The organism is Sphingomonas bacterium, from assembly GCF_028289855.1.
GTDB lineage: Bacteria > Pseudomonadota > Alphaproteobacteria > Sphingomonadales > Sphingomonadaceae > Sphingomonas.
Map to the genome: position 1 here is coordinate 68,637 of NZ_JAQGKZ010000059.1, position 23,202 is coordinate 91,838.

At 66.8% G+C, this 23,202-nt stretch carries 24 protein-coding genes and 1 pseudogene; 5 read left to right on the forward strand and 20 right to left on the reverse strand.

All coding sequences use genetic code 11. The annotated features are described in order from the left end of the window. Positions 1-5 precede the first annotated feature (5 nt). From JWM94_RS06785 to JWM94_RS06865, 17 genes are all read right to left on the reverse strand, one after another. Positions 6-929, reverse strand: coding sequence for a cell division protein FtsQ/DivIB (locus JWM94_RS06785; protein WP_299424055.1), 924 nt, complete (start codon positions 927-929; stop codon positions 6-8). After that, entirely contained in the window at positions 926-1,843 is a 918-nt protein-coding gene (locus JWM94_RS06790) for a D-alanine--D-alanine ligase (protein WP_299424059.1), read from the reverse strand. Before JWM94_RS06790 ends, JWM94_RS06785 begins: the two co-directional genes overlap by 4 nt. Continuing rightward, entirely contained in the window at positions 1,840-2,721 is an 882-nt protein-coding gene (gene murB / locus JWM94_RS06795; RefSeq protein WP_299424128.1) for a UDP-N-acetylmuramate dehydrogenase, read from the reverse strand. Before murB ends, JWM94_RS06790 begins: the two co-directional genes overlap by 4 nt. 14 nt (positions 2,722-2,735) lie before the next feature. Then, entirely contained in the window at positions 2,736-4,154 is a 1,419-nt protein-coding gene (gene murC, locus JWM94_RS06800; protein WP_299424062.1) for a UDP-N-acetylmuramate--L-alanine ligase, read from the reverse strand. Continuing rightward, on the reverse strand, positions 4,151-5,311 hold the full coding sequence (murG, locus tag JWM94_RS06805) for an undecaprenyldiphospho-muramoylpentapeptide beta-N-acetylglucosaminyltransferase (RefSeq protein WP_299424065.1): 1,161 nt from the start codon (positions 5,309-5,311) through the stop codon (positions 4,151-4,153). Before murG ends, murC begins: the two co-directional genes overlap by 4 nt. Further along, complete coding sequence (locus tag JWM94_RS06810; RefSeq protein ID WP_299424131.1) at positions 5,308-6,498, reverse strand: FtsW/RodA/SpoVE family cell cycle protein; 1,191 nt, start codon at positions 6,496-6,498, stop codon at positions 5,308-5,310. Before JWM94_RS06810 ends, murG begins: the two co-directional genes overlap by 4 nt. A gap of 26 nt (positions 6,499-6,524) precedes the next feature. Next, on the reverse strand, positions 6,525-7,823 hold the full coding sequence (murD, locus tag JWM94_RS06815; RefSeq protein ID WP_299424069.1) for a UDP-N-acetylmuramoyl-L-alanine--D-glutamate ligase: 1,299 nt from the start codon (positions 7,821-7,823) through the stop codon (positions 6,525-6,527). Then, a complete protein-coding gene (gene mraY, locus JWM94_RS06820) occupies positions 7,820-8,899 on the reverse strand; it encodes a phospho-N-acetylmuramoyl-pentapeptide-transferase (RefSeq protein WP_299424072.1) in 1,080 nt (359 codons plus the stop codon). The genes murD and mraY overlap by 4 nt, the downstream gene beginning before the upstream one ends. Further along, positions 8,899-10,269: a UDP-N-acetylmuramoyl-tripeptide--D-alanyl-D-alanine ligase gene (gene murF / locus JWM94_RS06825; protein WP_299424076.1), complete on the reverse strand. Its 1,371-nt coding sequence runs from the start codon at positions 10,267-10,269 to the stop codon at positions 8,899-8,901. The genes mraY and murF overlap by 1 nt, the downstream gene beginning before the upstream one ends. Further along, positions 10,266-11,684 (reverse strand): UDP-N-acetylmuramoyl-L-alanyl-D-glutamate--2,6-diaminopimelate ligase, encoded by a 1,419-nt coding sequence (locus JWM94_RS06830; RefSeq protein ID WP_299424080.1) that lies wholly within the window; start codon positions 11,682-11,684, stop codon positions 10,266-10,268. The genes murF and JWM94_RS06830 overlap by 4 nt, the downstream gene beginning before the upstream one ends. After that, positions 11,681-13,426 (reverse strand): penicillin-binding protein 2, encoded by a 1,746-nt coding sequence (locus tag JWM94_RS06835; RefSeq protein ID WP_299424084.1) that lies wholly within the window; start codon positions 13,424-13,426, stop codon positions 11,681-11,683. The genes JWM94_RS06830 and JWM94_RS06835 overlap by 4 nt, the downstream gene beginning before the upstream one ends. Beyond that, on the reverse strand, positions 13,426-13,998 hold the full coding sequence (locus tag JWM94_RS06840) for a hypothetical protein (RefSeq protein ID WP_299424085.1): 573 nt from the start codon (positions 13,996-13,998) through the stop codon (positions 13,426-13,428). Before JWM94_RS06840 ends, JWM94_RS06835 begins: the two co-directional genes overlap by 1 nt. Continuing rightward, positions 13,998-14,957: a 16S rRNA (cytosine(1402)-N(4))-methyltransferase RsmH gene (gene rsmH, locus JWM94_RS06845; protein ID WP_299424089.1), complete on the reverse strand. Its 960-nt coding sequence runs from the start codon at positions 14,955-14,957 to the stop codon at positions 13,998-14,000. The genes JWM94_RS06840 and rsmH overlap by 1 nt, the downstream gene beginning before the upstream one ends. Beyond that, positions 14,954-15,454 (reverse strand): hypothetical protein, encoded by a 501-nt coding sequence (locus tag JWM94_RS06850; RefSeq protein ID WP_299424093.1) that lies wholly within the window; start codon positions 15,452-15,454, stop codon positions 14,954-14,956. Before JWM94_RS06850 ends, rsmH begins: the two co-directional genes overlap by 4 nt. Before the next feature lie 338 nt (positions 15,455-15,792). Continuing rightward, complete coding sequence (locus JWM94_RS06855) at positions 15,793-16,062, reverse strand: hypothetical protein (RefSeq protein WP_367185871.1); 270 nt, start codon at positions 16,060-16,062, stop codon at positions 15,793-15,795. Positions 16,063-16,139: 77 nt separating this feature from the next. Beyond that, positions 16,140-17,114: a cysteine synthase A gene (locus JWM94_RS06860; RefSeq protein ID WP_299424097.1), complete on the reverse strand. Its 975-nt coding sequence runs from the start codon at positions 17,112-17,114 to the stop codon at positions 16,140-16,142. A gap of 123 nt (positions 17,115-17,237) precedes the next feature. After that, a complete protein-coding gene (locus JWM94_RS06865) occupies positions 17,238-17,459 on the reverse strand; it encodes a hypothetical protein (RefSeq protein WP_299424101.1) in 222 nt (73 codons plus the stop codon). Positions 17,460-17,551: 92 nt separating this feature from the next. On the opposite strand from JWM94_RS06865, the gene JWM94_RS06870 reads away from it, so the two are divergent. Further along, the gene (locus tag JWM94_RS06870; RefSeq protein ID WP_299424104.1) at positions 17,552-18,058 is read left to right on the forward strand and encodes a DNA-deoxyinosine glycosylase; all 507 of its coding nucleotides are present in this window, start codon (positions 17,552-17,554) and stop codon (positions 18,056-18,058) included. On the opposite strand, the gene JWM94_RS06875 is transcribed toward JWM94_RS06870, so the two are convergent. Next, positions 18,055-18,783, reverse strand: a complete 729-nt coding sequence (locus JWM94_RS06875) for an SHOCT domain-containing protein (protein WP_299424108.1) — start codon at positions 18,781-18,783, stop codon at positions 18,055-18,057. The genes JWM94_RS06870 and JWM94_RS06875 overlap by 4 nt on opposite strands. Positions 18,784-19,003: 220 nt before the next feature. On the opposite strand from JWM94_RS06875, the gene JWM94_RS06880 reads away from it, so the two are divergent. The 4 genes from JWM94_RS06880 (at position 19,004) to aat (ending at position 22,353) form a co-directional block, all read left to right on the forward strand. Further along, complete coding sequence (locus JWM94_RS06880) at positions 19,004-20,350, forward strand: type VI secretion protein ImpB (protein ID WP_299424112.1); 1,347 nt, start codon at positions 19,004-19,006, stop codon at positions 20,348-20,350. Positions 20,351-20,420: 70 nt separating this feature from the next. Beyond that, on the forward strand, positions 20,421-20,816 hold the full coding sequence (locus JWM94_RS06885; RefSeq protein WP_299424114.1) for a hypothetical protein: 396 nt from the start codon (positions 20,421-20,423) through the stop codon (positions 20,814-20,816). Between the two features lie 74 nt (positions 20,817-20,890). Then, positions 20,891-21,613: a ParA family protein gene (locus JWM94_RS06890; protein WP_299424115.1), complete on the forward strand. Its 723-nt coding sequence runs from the start codon at positions 20,891-20,893 to the stop codon at positions 21,611-21,613. After that, complete coding sequence (gene aat, locus JWM94_RS06895) at positions 21,589-22,353, forward strand: leucyl/phenylalanyl-tRNA--protein transferase (RefSeq protein WP_299424117.1); 765 nt, start codon at positions 21,589-21,591, stop codon at positions 22,351-22,353. Before JWM94_RS06890 ends, aat begins: the two co-directional genes overlap by 25 nt. Before the next feature lie 35 nt (positions 22,354-22,388). Here the strand turns inward: aat and JWM94_RS16105 are convergent. Together JWM94_RS16105 and JWM94_RS06905 are read right to left on the reverse strand one after the other, a co-directional pair. After that, positions 22,389-22,841, reverse strand: a pseudogene (locus JWM94_RS16105) (DUF2155 domain-containing protein); the annotation flags it as partial. Then, the coding region (locus JWM94_RS06905; protein WP_299424120.1) for an NADH:ubiquinone oxidoreductase subunit NDUFA12 at positions 22,838-23,202 on the reverse strand (365 nt) is incomplete at its 5' end. The gene JWM94_RS06905 and the pseudogene JWM94_RS16105, both read right to left, overlap by 4 nt.

Below are 23,202 nucleotides of genomic sequence, written 5' to 3' on the forward strand. Positions count from 1 at the left end.
TCCCCTTACACGTTGTCGCGCGACACCGCGCGGTCCGATTTGGTCGTTTCAGGTTTTGCCGTCGCGCTCGGTTTGGGCGCCGGCGCGCGCATCCCCGGATCGGGCTTGCGCACCACCATCCGGGTCGGGTCGCGCAGGTCGAACTTGATATAGCCGTTGCCGAGCAATTTGTCGGTCCCGTCCTTCTCGGCAAACAATTTGAGCGCCTTGGCCGCTTCGTCGTCGCCCTCGGGCAGCGACAGGATTTCGCCGCTGTCGAACAATAGGTCCCAGCGCCGGTTGCCGACCCAGGTCGCGGCGCGCACCTTGGGCTTGAGCGCGGGCGCGGCCACCATCAATGTTTGATACGCCGGCTCCTGGCGGTCGGCGCCGGGGCCGATCACCAGCGGCAGATCGGGCATCGCGTCGGCGGAGACCGGCTCGAGATAGACGCCATCACGGTCGATCAGGCTGAGCACGCCGTGATCCTGCCACACCGCGGCAGGCGTGCGCTCGACGATGCGGATCAACAGCGTGTCGGGCAGCCGGCGTGAGACGTGCGCGTCCTGCACCCAGCCATATTGCAGCAAGCGGTCGCGGACGAGGTTGAGGTCGACCAGCGGCATCGCGCGCGATTTCTGATCGAGCGCGACAGCATATACTGTGGTGACATCCATCCTTTTGACGCCGCGCACCTCGATCTGGTCGACGCGGAAACCGGCCTTGCCGACCTGCTCGGCGATCGCGGTGCCGACCCGCGCGTTGATGCCCGTCAAATTACCGGCAACGTACACCCCGCCAAGCACCACGATTACGATCGTCCAAGTCGCGATCCGCCGCAGCGCGACGTGGCTCAAGGGAATCCGCGCGAGAATGCGATCGACGATCGACGTCTTCTTCTTACGGGTCGGGCGCCCCTTGGGCCGGGCGCGAGTGGGCTGGCGGCTCATGCGAGCGCCTCGTCGACGATCATCTGGACGAGTTCGGGGTACGAGATGCCGCAATGCCGCGCTTGTTCGGGAACGAGGCTGAGCGGGGTCATGCCTGGCTGGGTGTTCACTTCGAGCAGGAACAACCCGTCCTCGCCGCGCTCGTCGTCCCAGCGGAAGTCGGAGCGCGATGCGCCCTTGCAGCCGAGCAGCCGGTGCGCCTCCAGCGCGATGCGCTTGCACGCAGCCGCGATGTGGTCGGGGATTTGCGCCGGAAAAACGTGCTCGGTCATCCCGTCGGTATATTTGGCGTCGTAATCGTACCAGCCCGATTTGGGCTTGAGCTCGGTTACGCCAAGCGCTTTGCCGCCGAGAATGGCGGTGGTCAGCTCGCGGCCACGCACATAGGGTTCGGCGAGCAATTCCTCGAATTCCTGCCACGGCCCCGCGACGTCGCGGCCGATCGGCTGGCCGTAATTGCCCTCATCGGTGACGATCGCGACACCGACCGACGAGCCTTCGTTGACGGGCTTGAGCACGTACGGCCGCTTGAGCGGATCGCCCTCGAACACCTCGACCGACTTGACGATGCGCCCGCCGGGCATCGGAATACCGTGCGGGACGAGCGCCTGCTTGGTCAGCACCTTGTCGATCGCGATCACCGAGGTGACCATGCCCGAGTGGGTATATTTCAGCCCCATCAGGTCGAGCATGCCCTGCACCGTACCGTCCTCACCGGGGGTGCCGTGAAGCGCGTTGAACACGACATCGGGCTTGGCCTCGGCGAGCTTGGCGGCGACATCGCGGTCCATGTCGATCGCGGTGACGCGGTGCCCGAGCGACTCGAGTGCTTCGGCGATGCCCTTGCCCGACATCAGCGAAACCTCGCGCTCGGCCGACCAGCCGCCCATCAGGACTGCGACGTGAAGGCTCATGCGACTTGCCCCACGCGCTGGATTTCCCACTCAAGCGTCACGCCGCTGTTCGCCTTCACCTTCTCACGCACTTCCTCACCCAAGCCTTCGATATCCGCGCTCGTCGCGTCACCGAGATTGAGAAGGAAATTGCAATGTTTCTCCGATACTTGCGCATCGCCGCGACGCAACCCCCGGCAACCCGCCTCGTCGACCAATTGCCAGGCTTTGTGGCCCTCGGGGTTCTTGAAGGTCGAACCACCAGTCTTTGAGCGCAACGGCTGCGAGGCTTCGCGCGCGGCGGCGATGCGGTCCATTTCGGCCTGGACTGTCGCCGACTCCGCCGGGTGGCCCCGGAACGTCGCCGAAACGACGATCGCGCCCTCGGGCAGTTCGCTGTGACGATACGTGTACCCAAGATCGCCGAGCGCCAGCGTCCGCCGCTCGCCCGATCGCAGCACGACCTCCGCCTCGACCAGCACGTCCTTGACCTCGCGGCCGTAGGCGCCGCCATTCATCCGCACGAACCCGCCGACCGTGCCAGGGATCGAGCGCAGGAATTCGAGACCGCTGATACCGGCATCGCGCGCGTTGGAGGTGACTAGGATGCCGGGCGCGCCGCCGCCGCACTTGAGCGTGGTGTCGTCGAGCCGCTCGACCTTGGCGAATGCCTTGCCGAGTCGAACCACCACGCCAGGCACGCCGCCGTCGCGCACGATCAGGTTCGAGCCGAGGCCCAACCCCATTACCGGCACCGACGGGTCAAGCGCGTAGAGGAAGGTTTCGAGATCGGCGACATCCGCCGGCTCGAACAGCCATTCGGCGGCGCCGCCGCTCTTGAACCACACGAGCGGCGCCAGCGGCGCGCCGTGCGTCAGGCGTCCGCGCACCGGGGGCATGGCGTAGCAGACGCTCACCGCGCCGCCTCGATCCCGGCGGCCAATCCCGCCGCCCACTTCGTAATGTCACCCGCGCCAAGGCACACAACCATATCGCCCGGCTGGACGACGCCCGCCAATTCCTTGGCCAGCTCCTCAGCCGATCCGATCGTCGCCGCCGAGCGATGCCCGCGGCGCTTCAGTCCATCGACCAACGCCTGCGCGTCGACGCCCTCGATCGGCTGCTCGCCCGCGGCATAGACCGGCGTCACGTACACCATGTCGGCGTCGTTGAACGCTTGCTGGAACTCCTCCATCAGATTGCCGAGCCGCGTGAAGCGGTGCGGCTGGACCACAGCGATAACGCGGTTGGCCACACCCTCGCGCGCGGCGGACAGCACCGCGCGGATTTCGACCGGATGGTGGCCGTAATCGTCGATGATCGCGGCGCTGCCCTGCTTGCCGAACGACACCTCGCCGACTTTGGTAAAGCGCCGTTTGACCCCGGAGAATTTGGCGAAGCCCTTCTCGATCGTCTTGTCGGGCACCCCCATTTCGAGCGCGACGCCGATCGCGGCGAGCGCGTTCTGGACGTTGTGGCGGCCGGGCATCGGCAACTCGATATGCTCGATCGAGCGGACCGAGCCGTCGCGCTGGCGGATGATCGCCTCGAAGCGGTTGCCGCCGGGAATCGGGGTGACGTTGACCCCGCGAATGTCGGCCTGGGTCGAAAAGCCGTACGTCACGATCCGCCGGTCGCGGACGCGCGGGAGGACCGCCTGCACCTCGGGATGGTCGAGGCACAGCAGCGCCGCGCCATAGAACGGTACGTTCTCGATGAACTGAACGAACGCGTCCTTGATCGCGTCGAAGCTGCCGTAATGGTCGAGATGTTCCGGATCGATGTTGGTGACGACAGCGATCGTGCCGTCCAATCGCAGAAAGCTGCCGTCGCTTTCGTCGGCCTCGACCACCATCCATTCGCTGTCGCCGAGCCGGGCGTTCGAGCCATAGCTGTTGATGATCCCGCCGTTGATGACGGTCGGGTCGATCCCGCCCGCGTCGAGCAGCGCGGCGATCATGCTGGTCGTCGTGGTCTTGCCGTGCGTCCCCGCCACCGCGACGGTCGATTTGAGCCGCATCAGTTCGGCGAGCATTTCGGCGCGGCGAACGACCGGGATGCGCCGTTCGAGCGCGGCCTCGACCTCGGGATTGGCCCGCTTGATCGCGGTGCTGGTCACGACAACCGCGGCGTCGCCGAGATTGTCCGCGGCGTGGCCGATCTTCACGTCGATGCCCATGTCGCGCAGCGATTGGATGACATAGCTCTCGGCGACGTCCGACCCCTGCACCTTGTAGCCGAGGTTGTGCATCACCTCGGCAATGCCGGACATGCCGATCCCGCCGATGCCGACGAAGTGGATCGCGCCGATGTCTGTTTTGAGGCCAGTCATGCGAACGCCGCCTCTCCGCTTGGGAGTTCGGGTTGCGCCGCACCCACCGGCATGTCGCCCGCCGGATTGCTGATGTTCTCGACCAGGTCGGCCAGGTCGCGCGCAGCATCGGGGTGCCCGCACGATCGCGCGCGGGCGGCGGCGTTCTGCAGCGCTTCGGGATCGAGCCCGAGCTTCTGCATCTGCTTGGCAAGCTCGACGGGCGTGAACTGGCTCTGCGCGATCACCCGCGCGCCGCCCGCCTCTGCGATTTCGCGGGCATTGTCGGTCTGGTGGTCGTCGGTCGCGCTCGGCAGGGGCACGAGGATCGCGGGACGCCCGGCGGCAGTCAACTCGGCGATCGTCGAGGCCCCGGCGCGCGCGATGACGAGGTGCGCCCAGGCGAGATGCTCTGGCAGATCGGGCAGATACGTCGCCAGATCGGCGGCGATCGACAGCTGGGCGTACTTGGCGCGCGCAGCGTCGATATCCTCGACCCGCGCCTGATGCGTTACTTGCAAGCGGCGGCGGAAATTGACCGGGAGCATCGCGAGCCCGTCGGGAACGACCTGCGAGAGGACGCTCGCGCCCTGGCTGCCGCCCGTCACCAGCACGCGAAAGATGCTGTCCTCCTCGAGCATCGGATAGGGCCGGTCGCGCAGCGCAAGCACTTCGTCGCGCACCGGATTGCCGGTTAGCATCACTTTGCCGCGATATTTCTCCGCCAGCCGCTCGACCTTGCCGTACGACGTGGCGATCGCATCGACCTTCCCCGCGACCAGCCGGTTGACGCGCCCGAGCACCGCATTCTGCTCGTGCACCGCGGTTGGGATCTTGCGGTTGAACGCCGCGAGCAGCGCCGGAAGCGCCGGATAGCCGCCGAACCCGATCACCGCCGCGGGCTTCAATTTCTCGTACAATTCGATCGCCTGACCACGCGCCGCGAGCATCGCCCGCCCCGCACGATACCAGCCTATCGGCCCGCCCTGCATCCGCCCTGCGGGCAGCACATGCGTCTCGACCCCGTCGAACAGCCCGGGAAAGCGCACGCCGCGCTCGTCGCTGATCAGGTCGACGCGGTGCCCGCGCCGCTTCAGTTCCTCGGCCAAGGCGGCGGCCGGCACCATGTGCCCGCCGGTGCCGCCCGCGGCCAACACGAACTGCCGCACTCTCGTCATTCGCCGCTCCATTTCACGACATAGGGGGAGCGGCTCACAAACGGGTTCCGGCGCGTAAAGGCAAGCAGCAACCCCATCCCCGCCGACAGCGCGATCATCGACGACCCGCCGTACGAGATGAACGGCATCGTCATGCCCTTGGACGGGGCGAGCCCGGTGTTCACCGCCATGGAGATCAGCGCCTGTGCGCCGAACTGAATGGCGAGGCCGGCGGCAGCGAGGAGGCGGAAATCGTCCTGTTCGTCCAATAGCTTGACGAACACGCGCACGACGATCGCAAGGAAGATCAGCGCGACGATCCCGCACGCGATCAGCCCGAATTCCTCGCCGATCACCGAGAAGATGTAGTCGGTATGCGCCTCGGGCAGGCGGAACTTCATCTGTCCCCCGCCGGGACCGGTGCCGAGCCAGCCGCCCGCGGTCAGCGTCGCGCGCGCGGCATTGACCTGGAAATGCTCGGCCGGGTCGGACGATCCCGGGAACAGGAACGCGTCGATCCGGGTGCGCGCGGTGCCGTAAAAAACGTACGCCGCGACCACCCCTGCGAGTGCGACGCCTCCCAGCGTCAGGATCGCGCGGGTCGACACACCCGAGATCAGCAGCAGCGCGAGCCACACCACGCAGAACACGACGGTCTGGCCGAAATCGGGCTGGAGCATCAGCAATGTCGCGACGGTCGCGGTCAGCCCGCCGGTCAGCAGCGTGAGCATCCCTGCCGACAGCCCTTCCTTGCCCTTGAGCGACAACAGCCATGCGGTCGCGACGATGAAGCAGGGCTTGAGGAATTCGGACGGCTGAAATTGCGAAATGCCGACGCCGAGCCAGCGCCGCGCGCCGTTCACCGTCACCCCGGCGATCGGCACCAGCATCAGGCAGACCAAAAATCCCGCACAGCCGATCAAGGCCAGACGACGCGCGCGCTCGGCGGGCAGCATCGAGACGATCACCAGCACCGGCAACGACACGCACACCCACATCAATTGCCGCCAGAAATAGTAGAGCGGCGCCATATGATGCGTCGCATCCGAATAACGCTGCGCCGTCGCGGGCGACGCCGCCGCCACCGCGACCAGCCCGATCGCGATCAGGAACAAGGTCAGGATCAGGATCAGCCAGTCGATGTCCCAGAACCATGCGCCCAGCGCCGAGCGGTCGGCGCGCCCGCCGCGCCGGGCGAAGCGAGTCATCAGGCCGTCCTTGACCGGCAGCGTGCTCACGACATCGCCTCGACCAGTCCGCGGAAGGTGTCGCCGCGGTCCTCGTAATCGCGGAACTGATCGAACGACGCGCAGGCGGGGGACAGCAGCACCGTATCACCCGGTTCGGCCGCGGCGCGCGCGAGATCGACCGCGTCGGGCAGCGTGCCGGCGTAGGTTGTCGGAATTGTGTCGGCGAGCAGGTCGCGGAACAGCATCCCCGCCTCGCCGATCGTGTACGCGGCGCGGACATGCCCGAACGCCGGGCGGCATGCGTCGAGATTGTCGGTCTTGGCCTGGCCACCGAGAATCCAGTGAATGCGGTCGAACGCGGCGAGCGCGGGGGCGGTCGAGTCCGGATTGGTCGCCTTGCTGTCGTTGACATAGGCGACGCCGTTGAAGACGCCGACCCGCTCCATCCGGTGCGGCAGGCCGGCGAAGCTTTCCAGCCCGGCGTCGATCGCCGCTTCCGGAATACTGAGCGCCTGGCACGCGGCGATCGCGGCGAGCGCGTTCTGCGCGTTGTGCGGGCCTTGCAGCGACGGCCAGCGCGACTGGTCCATGCACACGCCCGGTGCGATCTTGTGGAGATGTTCGGCACGTGCGGACAGGCCGCGCGCGATCTTCGCCGAAGCATCGTCCCCGATCCCGATCACCGCGTCGTGGCCGGGCGACTGCATCGCGAACAGGCGGGCCTTCGACGCGGCATAGCCCTCGAACCCATCGTAGCGGTCGAGATGGTCGGGGGTGATGTTGAGCAACACCGCGACGTCGCAATCGAGGCTGAAGGTCAGATCGAGCTGGTAGCTCGACAGTTCGATCACATAGATTCCGCCTTCAGGCAGCGGCTCCTCGCCAAGAATCGGCAAGCCGATATTGCCGCCCAGCCGCGATGGGACGCCGGCGGTCTCGACGATGTGATGGATCAGCGCGGTAGTCGTCGACTTGCCATTGGTCCCCGTGATCCCGACGACGCGGTGGGGCGGCAGTTCGCTCCGCGCCTCCACGAACAATTCGATGTCGCCGATGATCGGCACGCCCGCCGCGCGTGCTCTCGCCGCGACCGGATGGCGGTTGAGCGGAACGCCGGGCGACACCACCACGCCTGCGAACCCCGTCAGATCCATCGTCGCGGTATCGGCCAGCGTCACCCCGTGCGGATGATATTCGATCACCGCCTTGCGTACGGTTTCGTCGGCGTCCCACGCGAACACCTCCGCACCGGCCGCGACCAGCGCCTCGACCGTTGCCGCGCCCGACCGCGCCAGCCCGAGCACCGCATAGCGTCTGTCGCGCCAGGCCGGGCTGGTGATCACCGCAACTTCAGCGTCGATAGGCCGGCCAGCGCGAGCACTATCGCGACGATCCAGAAGCGGATCACCACTGTGGACTCGGCCCAGCCGAGCTGTTCGAAATGATGATGGATCGGCGCCATCTTGAACACGCGCTTGCCGGTGCGCTTGTACCAGAACACCTGGATGATGACGCTCATCGCCTCGACCACGAACAGCCCGCCGATTATGCCGAGCACCAGTTCGTGATGCGCCGTCACCGCGATCGTGCCGAGCGCGCCACCCAAAGCTAGGCTGCCGGTATCGCCCATGAATACCGCCGCCGGGGGCGCGTTGAACCACAGGAACGCGAGCCCCGCCCCGATCATCGCACCGCAGAAGATCGCGAGGTCGCCGACACGCGGCACGTGCGGGATCCCCAAATAATCGGCGAATTTCACGTTGCCCGCGAGATACACGATGATCATCAGCGTCACGCTGGCGATGATCACCGGCATCGTCGCGAGCCCATCGAGCCCGTCGGTCAGGTTTACTGCATTGCCGAACCCGACGATCGTGAACGCCGCGAACGCGATGTAGAACCAGCCCAGATTTATCACGTGCCCGTTGTAGAAAGGCAGATAGAGCTGGGTGCCGTTGTCGGCGTTGGTATGGATGATGATCGCGCTGGCGATCCCGGCGATGATGAATTCACCGACCAGCCGAATGCGGCCCGAAACGCCCGCCGTGCTCGCTTTCCTGACCTTGTCGTAATCGTCGAGAAACCCGATCGTCCCGAACCCGAGCGTCACGAACAGGCACGCCCAGACATAAGGGTTGCTCAAATCCATCCACAGCAGGATCGACGCCGCCATACTGGTCAGGATCATCAACCCGCCCATCGTCGGCGTGCCGACCTTGGCGAGGTGAGTCTGCGGCCCGTCGGACCGGATCGGCTGACCCCTGCCCTGGCGAATGCGCAGCCAGCCGATGAATTTTGGCCCGATGATCATGCCGATGATCAACGCCGTCGCCACCGCCGCGCCGGTGCGGAACGTCTGATAGCGGATCAGGTTGAGGGCGTGGGGGAAACCGAGCTGCGCGGCGATCCAGTAAAGCATTACGTTTTCCCACCGCAGAGCGCCGCGACCAATGCGGACAGCCCGACCCCGTTCGAACCCTTGATGAGAACCGCATCGCCCGCGCGAAGTTCCGCCACCAGGCGGTCGCGCGCGGCAGCGGCGTCGGGGGCATGGACGATTTCGACCTGCCCCTCAAGCGCTTCGGCGAGCGGCGCCATCGCTTCACCGACCAGGATGACCAGTTGGACGCCGGCGTCACGAACCGGACCGGCAAGGTCGGCGTGATAACCGTCCGATTTGTCGCCGAGTTCGCGCATTTCGCCGAGCACCGCGACCTTGCGGCCTTCTTCGGCGCCGAGCACCGCGAGCGTCGCGCGCATCGACGCGGGATTGGCGTTGTAGCTTTCGTCGATGACCAGCGCGGTACCGTCACCCACCGCCACGGCGAACCGGTCACCGCGCCCCGCCAGCCCGCCGAGTTCCGCAAGCGCGAGCCCGGCCAGCGCAAGGTCGCCGCCGACCGCGTCGACCGCCGCCAGCACCGCGAGCGAATTGCTCACCCAATGCTGACCGGGTTGCGAAATGGTATAGCTTAGCTCGCGGGTTCCGATCCGAGCGGTGACGAAAGTGCCGCCGTTGCCAGCACGGATCGCTTCCAGCGCAGCGACGTCGGCGCCTTCGTCGATGCCGAAGGTCACGATTGTGGCGGCATGAGGCTTGGCCGCTGCGATCAGCCGCTCGCGATGCGGGCTGTCATAGGGAACGATTGCTACACCCGCCGGCTCCAGCCCCTGGAAGATCTCGCCCTTGGCGTCGGCGATCGCGCTTTCGTCGGGGAAGAACGCGGCGTGCGCGGGGGCGATCGCGGTGACGATCGCAACGTGCGGGCGAACGAGTGTCGTCAAATGCGCGAGTTCGCCGGGATGGTTCATTCCCATCTCGAACACGCCGAAATCGACGCCCGCCGGCATCCGCGCCAGGCTCAGCGGCACGCCGGTATGGTTGTTGTAGCTCTTGACCGAACGATGCGCCGACTTGTTCGGCGAACGGTCGAGCGCGGCGAACAGCGCCTCCTTGGTCCCGGTCTTCCCCGCCGACCCGGTGACGCCGATTATCTTGGCACTGGTGCGTGCGCGAGAGGCCTCGGCCAGCGCTTCCAGCCCCGCAAACGTGTCCGCCACGCGGACGTTGGGATGCGCGGTCTTCTTGCTGACCAGCGCGCCCGCCGCGCCGCGCTCGAACGCCTGATCGAGAAACTTGTGGCCATCGGTGCTCTCGCCGGTCAGCGCGACGAACAGGTCGCCGGGCCCGACCTCGCGCGAATCGAACGTCACGCCCGAAACGTCGAACGCCGCCGAAGCGGCGCCGCCGGTTGCGTCGGCGATGGCGGCGGAAGTCCATGATGTCACGTCGCCGCGGCCTCGCGCGCAACGGTGACGTCGTCGAACGGCAGCACCAGGTCGCCGACGATCTGCCCTTGCTCGTGTCCCTTCCCCGCGATCAGCACGATGTCTTCGGGTCCGGCGATCGCCACCGCCTCGCCGATCGCACGGCGGCGGTCGCCGATTTCGGTCGCGCCGATCGCGCCTTTGAGCACCTCGGCGCGGATATCGGCGGGGTCTTCGCTCCGCGGATTGTCGTCGGTCACGATCACCATGTCGCCGTAGCGCGCGGCGATCTCTCCCATCAACTCGCGCTTGCCGTGATCGCGGTCGCCGCCCGCACCGAACACGACGATCAGCCGCCCTTCGGTGTGCGGTTTCAACGCCTCGATCGCCGCCTCCAGCGCGTCGGGGGTGTGCGCGTAATCGACATAGACCGGCGCGCCGGCGCGATTGATCACCGCGCGCTCGAGCCGCCCGCGCACCGGCTGCAACCGCGCGAGGTTCTGGATCGTCTGCGCGACATCGCCGCCGGTTGCGATCACCAGCCCGGCGGCAGTCAGCGCGTTCGCCGCCTGGTACGCGCCAATCAGCGGCAGATTGACCTTATGCTCGCGCCCCTCGGCCTCGATCACCAGCCCCTGCCCGAGCAACGTCGGATCGCGGCTGGCCAGCCGGAGCGTACCACCGCGTTCCCCAACCGTGATCAGCGACTGCCGCCGCGCATGCGCGAGATCGACCACCCGCGCGGCCTGCGGATCGTCGGCCCACACCACCGCGGTGCCGTCATCGGCGAGCACCTCGGAGAACAGCCGCAGCTTGGCGGTCAAATAGTTCGCCATGTCGCCATGATAATCGAGGTGATCGCGGCTGAGGTTGGTAAACGCCGCCGCGATCACTTTCAGCCCCTCGGTGCGGTATTGCGACAGTCCGTGGCTCGACGCCTCGAACGCGACATGAGTCACGCCTTCGCGCGCCAGCCCGGCGACGTTCGACAGGAAGGTCACGACGTCGGGCGTGGTCAGCCCGGTCGAGACGCTGTCGTCCGACGTGGTAACGCCGAGCGTGCCGATCGACGCCGCATGAAACCCGGCCATCCGCCACAATTGCCGAGTCATCTCGACGGTCGAGGTCTTGCCGTTGGTGCCCGTCACCGCGACCGCGGTCTCGGGGAACGGTGCGAAGAACGCGGCGGCAAGGTGCGCGAATTTCTGGCGCGGGTTGTCGTCGGCGATGTGCAGCGCGCCGTCGACGCTCACCCCCGGACGCGCGACGATGGCGATCGCGCCCGACGCGACCGCCGCCGAAATATAATCCTCGCCGTTTACCCTGGCGCCTTCGAACGCGCCGAAGACGGTACCGGGCGCGACTTTCCTGTGGTCGATCGCGAAGCCGGTGACGCTGGCGTCGCCACCGCCCGCCACCAGCCCGCCGAGTTTCATTCGGGATCCGCCATCGATTGCGGTTTGGCCCCGGGGGCACGCCACAACAACGGCAGCAGCTCGCTCACGTCGATGTCGCGCCGCGCGTCAGGCATTACGCCGAGCATCGGGCCGGCGCGCAGGATGAAGCGGCTGACCACGGGCGCAGCGGTGTAAGCGGCGGTGGTCTGGCCGAACGACTGGGCATTACCGACGGGCGAGTCGAGCATCACGATCACCACATAGCGCGGCGCGTCCATCGGGAAAGCCGCCGCGAACGTCGAAACGTTGGCTTTTTTCGAATAACCGCCGCCGGTCGCGACCTCGGCGGTGCCGGTCTTGCCCCCGACGCGGAAGCCCGCGGCATCGGCATTCTTGCCGGTGCCCTGCGTCACCACCAGCCGGAGCAACTGGCGCATGCGGTCGCTGGTCGCCTGGCTGATCACGCGGCGGCCGGGGACGGCCTGGCCGGGCGCGACCTTCATCAGCGTCGCGGGGTGCCAGATGCCGCCGTTGACCAGCGCGGCATAGGCGGCGGCGAGGTGCAGCGGCGTCACCGCGATGCCGTGGCCGAAGCCTGCGGTCATCGTCGTGATGCGGCTGAATTTCTGCGGAAACAGCGTCCGGCCGCGCGCCGGAAGCTCGAACGGCATTGGCTGGTCGAACCCCATCAGCCGAAACATCCGCGCCAGCTTGTCGCCGCCCATCTCGTCGGCGATCCGCGCGGTCGCGATGTTCGACGAATGGATCAGCGTCTCGGGGATATCGAGCCAGCGGTTCTGGCCGTCATGGTCGTGGATCGTGAACCCGTCGATCTTGAGCGGCGCGGTAGCGTCGAAGCGCCGCGCCATCGAGGTGACGGTACCGCTGTCGATCGCCGCGGCCATCGTGATCGGCTTGAAGGTCGAGCCGAGCTCGTACGCCGCCGTGGTCACGCGGTTGAAGAACGGCCCCGGAATCTCACGGCCGTCGGCGGTGCGCGCGGGGGCTGGCGCGGCACCCGGATTGTTGGGGTTGAAGGTAGGGAACGACGCCAGCGCCATGATCTCGCCGGTCTGGACGTCGAGCACCACGCCTGCGCCGCCCTTGGCGTTGAGCGCGACGACTTGCTGGCCGAGCTCGTTTTCGAGCGCCGATTGCGCGCGCAGGTCGATCGACAGCGCGATTGGCTGGCCGTTCCTGGCCGGGTCGGTCAGTTGCGCGTCGAGCGCGCGCTCCATCCCCGACGCGCCGCGCCCGGCCATGTCGAGAAAGCCGAGCACCGGCGCGGCAAGCTCCGATTGCGGATAGAGCCGCTGCGGCTCGCGCTCGAACACCAACGCCGGCTCGCCGATCGCGTTGACTTCGGTGACGAGCGAAGCCGAGGCATCGCGTTCGATATAGGCGAATTTGGTGCCCGATAGCTGCGCGTAGATCTTGGTCTGGTCGATCCCGAGGATCCCGGCCAGCCGCTGTGCGATGTCGCGCTTGTCGCCGAGCAGTTCGTCGGGGTGCACCCCGATCGCCCAGGCGTCGATCGTGCGCGCGAGCGGCGCGCCGTTGCGGTCGACGATGTCGCCGCGCGCAACTCGCCCGGCCATCGTGCTGGCCGATGCCGGCCCCGCAAACACCGCGAAAAAAGCGAGCTTGCTCAGCACCAGGCACACCGCCCCGCCATAGAGCAGCATCATGATCATCAGCCGCTTTTGCGCGGTGGCGCGGTTGAGGCCGCGATCGTCTGCCTGACGGCGCGGCGACAATGGCCGCGCGAGCATTGCGGTCATTACCGGCCGCCCTCGCTGCCGACGCGGCGCATGAGGTCGCCGAGCGACGAGCCGCCCATGATCCGGCGATCGAGCATGGCGATTTCGGCGCGCGGCTTCACGGTCGAGCGCGCGACCGCGGGCTGCGCCTTGGCGACAGTGGCGAGTACCGCCTTGGCGGGCTTGGCCTTGGCGACGGGCATCGCATCGGCCGCGGACGCGGGCGTCGTCTCGATCGTGGCGCCGGGCAGCGGCGCACTCGGGATCACCGCGGCGGCGGTCTGGACCTGGCCGTCGCCGTCCATGCCGAGCGACGCGAGCTGGCCGTCGTCGCGGACATATTGCGCGGCGGTCGGCGCCGACAGTTTGAGCGTGTCGCCGTTCCAGCGCTGCAACTGCGCGAGGTTGGCGCGCGTGTCGAACTCGGTCTCGAGCGCGCGGATGTCGCGCTGCGTCGAGGCGATCGAGCGCTCGACATCGGCCAGCCGGTTACGCTCGGCGGCGACACGCGACGACATCAAATAGCAGCCGAGGATCACGCCCACGCAGAGCACGAACCAGCCGAACCAGCGAAACCGAGTGACCACCACCATCACGCTTCTCCCGCCCAAGGGGCCGCCGACGTTCGGCGCGCCACCCGCAATGTTGCCGACCGCGCGCGAGGATTCGCCGCGATCTCGCCTTCGTCCGCGCGCACCGCGCGTCCGACATTCTCGAAACTCGGATCCGCCGGGGCGGTGGCCGGCGGCAAATGCCGCGACCCCGCCGGCGTCGACCCGCTGCGTTCGCGGAAGAAGCGCTTGACCAAGCGATCCTCCAGCGAATGAAACGTCACCACCGCGAGCCGCCCGCCTGGTTTGAGCACGCGCTCCGCCGCAACAAGCCCGTCGGCCAGTTCGCCAAGCTCACGATTGATGTGAATCCGGATCGCCTGAAAAGTGCGCGTCGCCGGGTCTTTTTTATCGTGCGGCTTATAGCCTAGTGCCTTGCGCACCACCGTGGCGAGTTCGGAAGTGTGCGTAAGGGGTCTTGCGGATACGATCGCGCGGGCCACCCGGCGGCTCCTGGGCTCGTCGCCATATTGATAAATGACGTCGGCGATCTCGCCTTCGTCGGCGGTGTTGAGGAAATCCGCCGCGCTCTCGCCCGACTGGCTCATCCGCATGTCGAGCGGGCCGTCGGCCTGGAACGAGAAACCGCGGGTCGCCTGGTCGAGTTGCATCGACGACACGCCGATATCCATCACGACGCCGTCGACCGGGGTCAGGCCGCGCGCGTCGAGTTCGCTGTCGAGCGCCGAGAACGGCGCTTCGATCAACGTCAGCCGGCCGTCGGCGGCCGCAAGCATCGGCTGGCCGCCCTCGATCGCGCTAGGGTCGCGGTCGAAGGCGGCCACGGCGGCGCCACGCGAGAGAATTGCTCGCGTGTAGCCACCGGTGCCGAAAGTGGCATCGACGTGAAGCTCGCCCGGGGTGGGGAGGAGCGCGTCGATCACCGCATCCAAAAGCACAGGAGTATGGAGCACGGGCGTGTGGGGGGTGGCCGTGCTCACAACAGGCCCTTTTCTTCGAGCGCGCCGCGGCACGCGTCCTTCATCACTTCCGGCGCGCGAGGGTCGGCCAGCAGCGTTTCGGGGTCCCAGATTTCGAAATAGTGAATCGATCCGTAGAAGAAGGCGTGCTTGGTGATGTTGGCCTTGCGCTTGTGCCAGCCGACCAGCACGCAGCGGCCGGTCGAATCGAACCCGATCGTCTCGCCGCCGCCCGACAGGCGCCGCAGCAGGCTGTCGTCAGGATCGCCATTTTCGTCGAGCCGGTCGAGCGACGCCGCGGTAGCGCGCTCGATCTCTTCGCCGAATCGCGCCTGGTCGTAGCCGACGAGGCACTGATATTTGTGGTGGACGTTGATGCGGACGGAGGGGCCGCCCTTCAGCGTGTCGGGATCGCTATTGGCGATGATCGCGTCGCGGAACTTGGCAGGAATCGACACGCGGCTCTTGTCATCGACAAGCTGCAACTGCGTCCCCGTATAGATGCCGCGTCCCGCCACGATACCCACCCAACCCCAAAAACACGCACGTCTTTCCCGCCGCCGGAGCGGCCCTCGCCGCCGCCGCCGCGACTTGAATCAAACGGGTAAAGACGCCCCTCTTCTTGCCCTTGGCGTATCAAGGGACAGCATGGGACACAATGGTAATCTTTGGGTTTTTATGGAGAAACTGGCTTAGCGATCAGCTAAGTCGTTTTAATCCTTGAACAAGATTCTTTAACCATATCCCCTTCCCGCGGTGCTGGAGGGCGCGTTTGGTAGCTGGAACGGGCGGAATCGGCGCGACTCGCGTCGGTGGTGGGGGGCTTTCCCATGGACCGCCCATGCGGCGATCACGATCACGGCTTGGCCGGAGTCGACGATGCTGCGGGTGCGACACCGAGTTCGGCAAGCGGTTCGCTGGTCGGCGTGGTCGCGGGGGCGGCTCCATTCGACATCGTCAGGTTCGCCGCGACATCGGCCTTGGGCGCACCGATCGCGGTGCCGGGCCGCTCCCGGCTGACGATCCCGAAGATCGTCGCGGCGAGCCCGATCAGCAGCAATACGGTGGCGAGGCCGATCACCCCCACCTTCACGCGCTGCATCGTCTGGATTGAATCGCGAACCACGGTTTTTATCATGTGTGGCATTTATGTAACGACTTGATCCAGGTTTGTCCAACTTGTCCAAAGCACGGGTCGCCGCATCAGGCGGGAACTAATCCCTTTTCGACCAACCAGTCGTGGTTGTAGAGCGTTGAAAGATAGCGAAATCCGGTATCGCACAGGATCGTCACGACTCGGCTGCCCGGCCCCAGCTGCTTCGCCAGCAACACAGCGCCCGCGACGTTGATCCCCGACGACAGCCCTAGGCATAGCCCTTCTTCGTCGAGCAGCCGCCGCACCCATTGATAGCCTTCGGCGTCCGAGATGCGGAATTGCGTGTCGATCGGCGCGCCCTCCAGATTGGCCGTGATCCGCCCCTGCCCGATCCCTTCCGCCACCGACGATCCTTCGGACCGCAGCTCTCCGCACGCATAATGTTCGTACAGCGCTGCGCCGTGCGGGTCGCTGAGCGCGATGCGCACTTTCTCGTCCTTGGCCTTGAGTCCCAGCCCGACCCCGGCGAGCGTCCCGCCTGTCCCGACCGAGCAGGTGAAGCCGTCGATCCGCCCATCCATCTGGTCCCAGATTTCCTCGGCGGTGCCGACGATGTGTGCGCGGCGGTTGGCGACGTTGTCGAACTGGTTGGCCCAGATCGCGTTGGGGGTTTCTTCGGCGATGCGGCGCGACGTGTGCACGAAATGCGCGCAATTGGCATAGGGCGCGGCGGGCACCAGTACGAGCTCGGCACCGAGCGCGCGTAGCGTGTCCATCTTCTCGCGGCTTTGCGTCTCGGGCATGACGATGATCGTCTTGTAGCCCTTGGCGTTGCCGACCAGCGCGAGCCCGATCCCGGTATTCCCCGCGGTCCCTTCGACGATCGTCCCGCCCGGTTGGAGCAGCCCGCGCTCCTCGGCATCCTCGACGATATAAAGCGCAGCGCGATCCTTCACGCTAGCGCCGGGATTGGCGAATTCACACTTGCCGAAAATCTCGGCGCCGGCCGCTTCGCTCGGTCCTTTCAGGCGGACGAGCGGGGTATTGCCGATGAGCGACAGCGTGTCGGGGGTGATGGGCATAGGCGTTAGATAGACCGGCGGGCAGTAGGAGCAAGCAACGGCTGCTGTGCCCGCCCCAATCTCTCATTGTGGGGGCTGCGCGCGGATTGGCCGACGATAAATGCGGGGCCGGGACAGCGTTGCTTACATGCTATCATTGGTCATCGCATCGAGCGATGAGGCAGCGTTGTCGACCGACACAGCGTCGCTGGTCGGCGTTGGCGTCGGGCTGGGAATGGTGGCAACGACATTGCCGACCGCAGTAGTCTTGATCGACCCGGCCGAATTCTCGCCGACCGGGTCCGAGGAAACGCTGCACGCCGCCAGCGCCATCAGACTCGCCCCCGCCAATATTGTCCGCCGCATCGCACCCTCCCTGCCGCCAATCGGGTCACCATAGCGCGGCTTGCGCGCCGCTCAACAATTGCCTGCGCAAGGCATCCGGCTAAGCGGATAACATGACGCTCAAGCATTCCTTCCCGCCGGTGGTCGATGCGCGCACGCGGCTGTTGATCTGCGGCAGCCTGCCCGGCGATCGCAGCCTGGTGGCCGGGCGATACTATGCGCATCCGCAGAACCAGTTCTGGCGGCTGCTATCGCCGGTCACGGGGGTCGATCTGGCGGCGCTCGATTACGAGGCGCGGCTGGCGGCGTTACGCGAGGCGCGGATCGGGCTGTGGGACGTCATCGCCAGCGCTGCGCGCGCCGGCAGCAGCGACGCCGCGATCCGCGACCATGCGGCTAACGACCTCCCCGCCCTCGCCGCCACGCTGCCCGATCTGCGCGCGATCGCCTTCAATGGCGGCACCGCGGCGACAATCGGGATGCGCCAGTTGAAGACCGCAGGTGTGGACCTACCGCTGATCGCGCTACCGTCGAGCAGCCCGCTGCACACCGTCGGCATCGCCGCAAAACAGGCGGCCTGGACGGCGTGCCGCGAGTGGCTGAACGCCGGCCGCCGCTAGCAGGTCGTCTTTCGCCACGTGATCGTGTTCGGTGCGGCTCCCATCGTGATGGTCCCCGCGCTTTCATCGCGCACGATCGGTCCCTCACGCAGGCCGGTCCCGGTGATGTTCATCGACAATGTGTAGCCATCACCAGGACCGGTCACGAGCGACCAGGTGCCGCTACCGCTGGCGTTGTCGCCCAGACTGTGATCGGTGCCGAAGCGCATCCATTGCGCGCAACTGGGCGCCGCGACATTCTCCCATTGGCCCATCAGCCATGAGTCGTCGGCAACCGCCGGCGCGACGGGCGCAGGGACGGCGTCGCTCGACGCCAGCGACGTGGCGCTGGTGACCGGCGCCGACAGGTTCGAGAACATCGTTCCGCTGTTCGTGCTCGTCATGGTGGTGCGGGAGGACCGAAACACGCCCGCCGCCCATAGCGCCAGCAGGATGACGATCAGCCCGCCCACACCGATGATGACGAAGAGCGCCGTCTTGCTGCCCGGCGTGGGCGGTGCGTAGCCCGGCGGGCGCGGCTTGGTCCCCTGCTCGGTGGCGACCGGAGCAGCGACTACGGCAGGGGTCGGTGATGCCACGGGGTCGGGTGCTGGTTTGGGCGGGGCAGCGCCGCCCGTTGGCGGGTTAAGCAGCATCGCCTTCTGCTGGTCGAACTCCTCCTGCGTCAGCACGCCGCGGTCGCGCAAATCCGCCAGCCGCCCCAATTCCTCGGTAATGTCCGACATCCCCCAAGCCCCCCTCGCGTTCCAACTTTTGTCCAGCCTAAGCACATAGCCGGGCGCGGCATTGTAGGAAACGGCCAAAGAACGCGTCGGTCGCGGCTATTATCACGGATAGGAGAAGCGAAGCCCCACAGTTCGATAAGACATGTCCCACAACCATTCGTTCTGCTAATGTTCCAAGATGTACTTTCAGCGGTCCGAGTCGGTTGCCCTTGTGTCAACGGTGCCCGCCCTCGCGCCGAAGTTAAAAGATGAGGCGATCCATCGCGAACTTACGCCCGACGTGACGCTGCCACCGCGCCCGCTGCGCTGGCTGTTTCTCGACCTCAATTCCTACTTCGCCAGCGTCGAGCAACAACTCGATCCGGCCCTGCGCGGCAAGCCGCTGATCGTCGCGCCGGTCGGGTCGGACACGACGGTCGCGATCGCCGCTTCGATCGAGGCGAAGAAATACGGCATTTTGACAGGCACGCCGGTTTGGGAGGCCAAGCGCCTGTGCCGCGAGTTGCTGATCGCGCCCGCGCGGCACGATCAATATGTCGTGTTCCACAACGCGATCGTCGAGGAAATCTGGCGGCACATTCCGGTCACCCATGTCTGCTCGATCGACGAGGTCGCTTGCCGGTTGCTCGACAACGAGAATTCGCCCGACCACGCGATCGCGCTCGCCCGCCGCATCAAGGCGGGGATTCTAGCCAATGTCGGCGAGTGCCTGACCTCGTCGGTCGGCATCGCCCCCAACCGGCTGCTCGCCAAATTGGCCTCGGACATGCAAAAGCCCGACGGGCTGGTGGTGCTGACCGCCGACGAGTTGCCTCACCGGCTTTACGACCTGAAATTGCGGGACATTTGCGGGATCGGCACCAACATGGAGCGCCGCCTCGCCCGCGACGGCGTGAACGACATTCGCGATCTTTGCGAGCGCCGTCCGCGCGACGCCGGCCATGCGTGGGGCGGCACCAACGGCGACCGGCTGTGGTACGCGCTCCACGGCGTCGACCTGCCCGACAAGCCCACCCAGACGCGATCGATCGGACACAGCCACGTCCTGTCGCCCAACAAGCGCGGGATCGAGCCCGTCCGGCTGACCGCGCGCCGCCTCGCGCTCAAGGCGTCGAGCCGGTTGCGGCGCAAGGGATATGTTAGCCGCTTGCTCGTGCTCCACGTCCGATTCGAGGACGACAAGAGCGTGTGGCGGTGCAGCCGAAAGCTGGCGGCGACGCAGGACAGCTTTCAAGTGCTGGCGGCGCTCGACGCGCTTTTCCCCCGGCTGGCCGAAGAGGGGAAGCGCCGCCACGGCAGCTTGCGCGTACGGATGGTCGGCGTCACGCTCAACGAACTGGTGCCAGTCAATGGCGAGCAGGCGTCTTTGTTCGCGCATCTCGACCCCAACGACCCGCTGGCGCGCGAGACTCGCGGTCTCGCGCTCAGCAAGGCGATGGATCGCCTCAACGAAAAGTTCGGCCGCCATGCCGTGTCGCTCGGTCCGTTCCATGGCGGGCGAATCGACCGCGTCGGCACCAAGATCGCGTTCGGGCGCATCCCCGACCTCGACGAATTCCACGAATAAGTGTCGCAAATTGTTGCAATGCGGAACAGCGCTTGACGGATCGCTTTCTCTCGGCAATCGCTGAAGCCCTATGAAGACCCCCCTCCTCTCCGCAACCGCCGTCGCGCTCCTGGCGCTCACGGCTTGTCAGTCCAAAACCGAGACGACCACCGTCGCGAACTCGACCGCCGAGAACACGACCACCGTCGCCACGACAATCCCGATCGAACTGCCGCCGGCGATCAAGACCGAAGGCTCGTATCGCTGCCACGGCGACAACAGCCTGGTGAAGGTCACCTTCTTCGAAGCGAAGAAGGACGGCACGATGACCGCATCCGTCGCGTCGCCCTCCGATGCCTCGCCAGTGACGCTGAGCGGCGGCGCCGGCAAACCGATGACCGCCGATGGCGGCTGGGCGCTGTCGGGGACCGACAGCTCGTTCAAGCTGACTCAGCCGGGCAAGCCCGAGCAGAGCTGCAGCAAGTAATTCCCACCTGGCACGGCCCGCGGCGACGCGGGCCGTTGCATACCGGACCATGGTCCGGCACCTTGGCCTGACCCATGGCCACCATCGCAATCTACAGTTTGAAGGGCGGCGTCGGAAAGACGACGCTGGCGGTCAATCTGGCCTGGAGCGCCGCCGTGCAATCGGCGCGCCGCACCTTGCTCTGGGATCTCGACCCGCAGGCCGCGAGCAGCTTCCTGCTGACCGACAAGAAATCGAAGGGCGACGCGCTCTGGATCTTCTCCAAAGACGTCGAGCCCGACAGACTGATCCGCAAGACCGCTACGCCGCGGCTCGACCTGATCGCCGCCGACGCATCGTTGCGCGACTTGGATCTGCTGTTTCACGAACTCGACAAGAAGAAGCGGCTGGCGAAGCTGCTCAAGGGATTGTCGAAGGACTATGACCGAATCCTGCTCGACTGCCCGCCGGGGCTGACCGAGACCAACAAGCAGGCGATGCGCGCCGCCGATCTGATCGTCGTGCCGGTGATCCCCTCCCCGCTGTCGCAACGCGCGTTCGAGGAATTGATCGGCTATCTCGGCACCACCAAGCGCGTGCTGCCGGTCCATGTCATGGTCGATCGCCGCCGCCGGCTCCATACCGACACCGTCGCGGCGCATCCCGGCTGGCCCGCGATCCCGATGGCCAGCGTGGTCGAGCAGATGAGCGTCCGCCGCGCGCCGGTTGGGCGGTTTGCCGCGCGTTCCCCCGCCGCCGATGCCTTCGCGCATTTGTGGCGAGCGGTCGAGCAATGGCTGGCGGTGCCCGTGCGGTGAAGCACTTGCCCGAGCCTTCGTACGACGTGCTCGACCCCAATCTGGTGCTCGGCGCCTATGCCGTGGGTGTGTTCCCGATGGCCGACGCGCGCGACGCCGCCGGAATCTATTGGGTCGAGCCGCGCCAGCGCGCGGTGCTGCCGCTCGACGGGTTTCATCTGTCGCGCTCGCTGAAAAAGACAATCGCCGCCAACCGCTTCCGAGTCACCGCCGACGTCGCGTTCGAGGATGTCATCGCGCTCTGCGCCGAAAGCGCCGACGACCGGCCCGACACGTGGATCAACACCACGATCGAGAGCGCGTTCACGACGCTCCATTTTCGCGGCTTCGCGCATTCGGTCGAATGCTGGGATGGCGATGAGTTGGTCGGCGGGCTCTACGGGCTGGCGTTAGGCAAGGCGTTTTTCGGCGAATCGATGGTCAGCCGCGCGACCGACGCTTCGACGGTCGCGCTCGCCTGGCTCGTCGCGCGGCTGCGGGTCGGCGGGTTCACCTTGCTCGACTGCCAGTTCCAAACCCCGCACCTCGCCTCGCTTGGCGCGATCGAGATCGGGCGCGGCGATTACGTCGCGTTGCTGGGCGCGGCGATCGAGGGCTCGCTCGGCGGCGCATCGGCGGGCGCCGCGCCGGGCGATTTCGGCGCGCTCGACCGGCTGCCGCCGCTTTCGGACGGTGCCGTCACTGTGTCGGGGCCAGCGGCGGGGAAGGACATCGTGCAGCTCTTGACCCAGACGTCGTAGATCGGGTCGATTACGACGTTGAGCGACGGTCGCTCCTTGTACAGCCAGCCCGAATGGACTCGCTTCCACGTCCCGTCGGGCTGACCGATATCGAGCTGGACGAACGCGCCGGTATAATGCTCCTGCTCCCACGGCGCGGTCTCTTCGCAGGCGCGCAACCGCACGACGACATTGCCGATCCGCATCGCCTGGCCGGGCTTGAGCGTCACGTCGCGCGCCTGGCCGTTGCGCTTGTTGAGCAACCCAAGCACCGCGACGCGGTCCTTCATGGGCGTCGTGCCGGCTTCCGGATTGGTCGGGTCGCCCGACACGTCGACCGTCTCGACGCTGCCCGCGACCTGTGCCTCGTCGAGCGTCGTCGCGGGCGCGGTCGCAGCCGCCGTGGGCGCGGCGGTGTGCTGACCCTGATACCAGTTATAGCCGGCCCAGCCTGCCGCGCCGGCACCGGCCATCGCGGCCACGATGCCGACGACGCGGCGCCGGTTCATGCGTCGGGGGTCCAGGCTTCGTAGTCGCCGGTCGCCGGCGCGCGCTTGCCGCCCTTCTCCAGCGCGCCGGGCGGCCGATAGGCGAGCGCGGTGCCGGTCATGTTGGGCACTGCCGGCTTCTCCCACCGACGCTGCGGCGGCAACGCGCGGTCGGGCACGTCGTCGATCTGGTGGTGCAGCCAGCTGAACCAGTCGGGCGGCACTCGGCTGGCGTCGTTGGCGCCGGCATAGATCACCCAGCGCCGCGGGTTGCCCGCAGTATCCTTGCCGCCGGTGTAATAGACGTTGCCGAGCTCGTCCTCGCCGACGCGTTCCTTGCCGATCAGCCCGAACGCCGTGCCCAGGCTTGCGCCGTTCCACC

What these genes read in the sequence shown, in the direction of transcription:
- JWM94_RS06785 (WP_299424055.1), bottom strand. Translation starts at nt 929, where the DNA reads ATGAGCCGCCAGCCCACTCGCGCCCGGCCCAAGGGGCGCCCGACCCGT.
- JWM94_RS06790 (WP_299424059.1), bottom strand. Translation starts at nt 1,843, where the DNA reads ATGAGCCTTCACGTCGCAGTCCTGATGGGCGGCTGGTCGGCCGAGCGC.
- murB (WP_299424128.1), bottom strand. Translation starts at nt 2,721, where the DNA reads ATGCCCCCGGTGCGCGGACGCCTGACGCACGGCGCGCCGCTGGCGCCG.
- murC (WP_299424062.1), bottom strand. Translation starts at nt 4,154, where the DNA reads ATGACTGGCCTCAAAACAGACATCGGCGCGATCCACTTCGTCGGCATC.
- murG (WP_299424065.1), bottom strand. Translation starts at nt 5,311, where the DNA reads ATGACGAGAGTGCGGCAGTTCGTGTTGGCCGCGGGCGGCACCGGCGGG.
- JWM94_RS06810 (WP_299424131.1), bottom strand. Translation starts at nt 6,498, where the DNA reads ATGACTCGCTTCGCCCGGCGCGGCGGGCGCGCCGACCGCTCGGCGCTG.
- mraY (WP_299424072.1), bottom strand. Translation starts at nt 8,899, where the DNA reads ATGCTTTACTGGATCGCCGCGCAGCTCGGTTTCCCCCACGCCCTCAAC.
- JWM94_RS06830 (WP_299424080.1), bottom strand. Translation starts at nt 11,684, where the DNA reads ATGAAACTCGGCGGGCTGGTGGCGGGCGGTGGCGACGCCAGCGTCACC.
- JWM94_RS06835 (WP_299424084.1), bottom strand. Translation starts at nt 13,426, where the DNA reads ATGACCGCAATGCTCGCGCGGCCATTGTCGCCGCGCCGTCAGGCAGAC.
- JWM94_RS06840 (WP_299424085.1), bottom strand. Translation starts at nt 13,998, where the DNA reads ATGGTGGTGGTCACTCGGTTTCGCTGGTTCGGCTGGTTCGTGCTCTGC.
- JWM94_RS06860 (WP_299424097.1), bottom strand. Translation starts at nt 17,114, where the DNA reads ATGCCCATCACCCCCGACACGCTGTCGCTCATCGGCAATACCCCGCTC.
- JWM94_RS06865 (WP_299424101.1), bottom strand. Translation starts at nt 17,459, where the DNA reads ATGCGGCGGACAATATTGGCGGGGGCGAGTCTGATGGCGCTGGCGGCG.
- JWM94_RS06870 (WP_299424104.1), top strand. Translation starts at nt 17,552, where the DNA reads ATGACGCTCAAGCATTCCTTCCCGCCGGTGGTCGATGCGCGCACGCGG.
- JWM94_RS06875 (WP_299424108.1), bottom strand. Translation starts at nt 18,783, where the DNA reads ATGTCGGACATTACCGAGGAATTGGGGCGGCTGGCGGATTTGCGCGAC.
- JWM94_RS06885 (WP_299424114.1), top strand. Translation starts at nt 20,421, where the DNA reads ATGAAGACCCCCCTCCTCTCCGCAACCGCCGTCGCGCTCCTGGCGCTC.
- JWM94_RS06890 (WP_299424115.1), top strand. Translation starts at nt 20,891, where the DNA reads ATGGCCACCATCGCAATCTACAGTTTGAAGGGCGGCGTCGGAAAGACG.
- aat (WP_299424117.1), top strand. Translation starts at nt 21,589, where the DNA reads ATGGCTGGCGGTGCCCGTGCGGTGAAGCACTTGCCCGAGCCTTCGTAC.